3 protein-coding genes are annotated in these 2,919 nt (G+C 70.0%); 2 read left to right on the top strand and 1 reads right to left on the bottom strand.

The window, feature by feature from the left end:
- Positions 1–740 (bottom strand): aldo/keto reductase (locus BIV03_RS16970; protein ID WP_071296523.1); only part of this gene is annotated, 740 nt, incomplete at its 3' end.
- A gap of 393 nt (positions 741–1,133) precedes the next feature.
- Between BIV03_RS16970 and BIV03_RS16965 the strand changes: the two genes are divergently transcribed.
- Both BIV03_RS16965 and BIV03_RS16960 read left to right on the top strand, forming a co-directional pair.
- Complete coding sequence (locus BIV03_RS16965) at positions 1,134–2,078, top strand: hypothetical protein (RefSeq protein WP_071296522.1); 945 nt, start codon at positions 1,134–1,136, stop codon at positions 2,076–2,078.
- A gap of 129 nt (positions 2,079–2,207) precedes the next feature.
- On the top strand, positions 2,208–2,768 hold the full coding sequence (locus BIV03_RS16960; RefSeq protein ID WP_071296521.1) for a YceI family protein: 561 nt from the start codon (positions 2,208–2,210) through the stop codon (positions 2,766–2,768).
- Positions 2,769–2,919: the final 151 nt, after the last annotated feature.

Genomic DNA, 2,919 nt, shown 5'->3' with positions numbered 1-2,919 from the left:
ACCTCGTCGCGCATGAACCGCTTGATCATGTCGGCGCCGCCCTTCTCGTCGGTGGCGCGGGAGCCCTCAGGGAGCGGCTGGCCGGGCTTGTACTTGCCGGTGAGCACGCCCTGGGCGATCGGCGACCAGACGATCTGGCTGAGGCCGAGCTGCTTCGACGCGGGGACGACCTCGCCCTCGATGACCCGCCACAGCATCGAGTACTGCGGCTGGTTCGAGATGAGCTGGAAGCCGAGCTCCTTCGCGAGCGCGGCACCGGCGCGGATCTGCTCGGCGTTCCACTCGCTGACGCCGATGTACAGCGCCTTGCCCTGGCGGACGACGTCGGCGAAGGCCTGCATCGTCTCCTCGAGGGGGGTCTCGTGGTCGTACCGGTGCGCCTGGTAGAGGTCGACGTAGTCGGTCTGGAGGCGCTCGAGCGACCCGTCGATCGACTCCGTGATGTGCTTGCGGCTGAGGCCGACGTCGTTGTGCCCCTTCGGCCCGGTCGGCCAGTAGACCTTCGTGAAGATCTCCAGCGACTGGCGGCGCTCGGCCTTCAGCGCCTCGCCGAGGACGGTCTCGGCGGCGGTGTTGGCGTACGTGTCCGCGGTGTCGAACGTGGTGATGCCGGCGTCGAGCGCTGCCCGCACGCACTGGGTGGCGACGTCGTTCTCGACCTGCGAGCCGTGCGTCAGCCAGTTGCCGTAGGTGATCTCGGAGATCTTGAGTCCGGAGTTGCCCAGGTACCTGAATTCCATGCTCCCGACGCTAGCGGGCTTCCCCGCGCCGTGAGGGGCCGTGCGAGTACCTGGGTGCGGGGGCGCGCTGCGGGGGGGGTGGGGGGCGGGGTGGGCGAGCGGGAGGGGATGCGCGAGCGGGCGGAATACCCACGGGACCGCGCTGGGACCGGGGCTATTTCGCCCGCTCGCGCCGCGCCTCCCGAGCCCTTCGGACGCCGGCGGCGGGGATGCGCGAGCGGGCGGTATACCCACGGGACCACGCTGGGACCGGGGCCATTTCGCCCGCTCGCGCCGCGCCTCCCGAGCCGCCCTCGAGCCGGCCATCCGTCCACAGGCGGTCGCTCGCACCAGCCGTCCACAGATCAGGGCGGGCGCCACTCGCACGGTGCCACCGGCGGCCACGCTGGCCGCATGCACGTCGACGCGACCTTCCCGATGGCCCTCCGCGGCCGACCGTTCCGCGTGCGCGAAGCCCTGCACCGCGGCGTCAGCGTCGGCCGACTCCGATCACGAGCGTTCCTCCGCCCGTTCCACGGCATCCGCGCCTGGACCTGTCCGCAGACGCACGACGAGCGCGCACGAGCGGTGCAGCCGCGCCTGCGCCCGGACCAGGCGTTCAGCCACACGACCGCCGCAGCAATCCTCGGCTTCCCGCTCCCGCGCCGGCTCGAGCGCGATCCCCGCGTCCACGTGACGACGATCGGGACGGACCAGGCGCTCCGTGTCCGTGGGACGATCGGGCACCGCGCCCGCCGCGGCAGACTCCAGGTGGTCCACTCGGGCACCGCGGCGCTGACCCACCCAGCGGACACGTTCATCGCGCTCGCGACCCTCCTGAGCCGCGATGAACTCATCGTGGTCGGCGACGCGATCATCGGCTGGCTCGGGTGGTGCGACCACGCCGAACTGGTCGCCGCAGCTCGTCGCTACCGCGGAGCGAGGGGCATCCGTCGCGTCCGAGCAGCCCTCGCCGAGATGCGCCCAGGGTCACGTTCGCCCGGCGAGACCCGGCTCCGACTCGCCCTCACGCGGCGTGGTCTGCCGCAACCCGCCCTGAACCACGACGTCGTGGTGGACGGCCGGTGGATCGCATGCGTCGATCTCGCCTACCCGGACGCCCGTGTCGCGATCGAGTACGAGAGCGACCTCCACCGCACCGACGATCGCACGTTCCGCAAGGACATCACGCGGGGTGAACACCTGAAGGACGCCGGCTGGTGGCTGCTGCGCGCCACCGCGGACGACGTGGGACCGGCGATCGAGGCGCTCGTGGCGCGCGTCCGTCGCCTCCTCGACGGCGTCTCGACCGGGAGGCACGACCCACGTCCGACACGCCGTCCAGCGTCATCGAGATGAACATTGGTTGACGCTTCAACCAAACACGTGCAGAATGGGCTAGCATCAACTTCGATGCAGGCGCATGGAATCGTGGTTCCGCCCGACGCCTGCTCGGGAACGCAGTCCACACGCTTCGAAGGAGTCACCATGACGCTCACCGCCTCGACCATCCCCGGCTACCAGACCGGTACCTGGAAGATCGATCCCACCCACTCCGAGGTCACGTTCTCGGTCCGCCACCTCGCGATCAGCAAGGTCAAGGGCAAGTTCGAGACCTTCGACGCCACCGTCATCACCGCCGAGAACCCGCTCGAGTCGACCGTCGAGGCGAACATCGACGTCGCGTCGATCAACACCGGCCAGGAGCAGCGCGACCAGCACCTCAAGACGAGCGACTTCTTCCTCACCGAGGAGCACCCGCAGCTCACCTTCCGCTCGACGAGCATCGAGGCCAAGGGCGACGACCTGCACATCGCCGGCGACCTGACCCTGCGTGGCGTCACCAAGCCGGTCGTCCTCAAGGCCGAGCTCGGCGGCTTCACGACCGACGGCTACGGCCAGGTCAAGTTCGGCGCCGAGGCCACGACCAAGATCGACCGCACCGAGTTCGGCGTGAACTGGAACGCTGCGCTCGAGGCCGGTGGCTTCACGCTCGGCAACGACGTGACGATCAACCTCGACGTGCAGTTCGTCCTCCAGGCGGCCTGACACCTCGTCCCTCCTGACCCGAAGGTCATCGCGTTGCGCGTGACTTGAGGACATCGAACCGCAGGACACTGCAGTACCCGAAGCGAACGGCCCGGCTCCTCCCCCACGGAGTCGGGCCGTTCGTCGTTGCTGGGGGGGGGGGGGGGGGGGG

Origin of the sequence: Curtobacterium sp. MCBA15_016 (assembly GCF_001865105.1) — a bacterium.
In the GTDB taxonomy this organism is placed as follows: domain Bacteria; phylum Actinomycetota; class Actinomycetes; order Actinomycetales; family Microbacteriaceae; genus Curtobacterium.
Note: the sequence above shows the minus strand (reverse complement) of the source record. Positions and strands in the feature narration are given on the sequence as shown.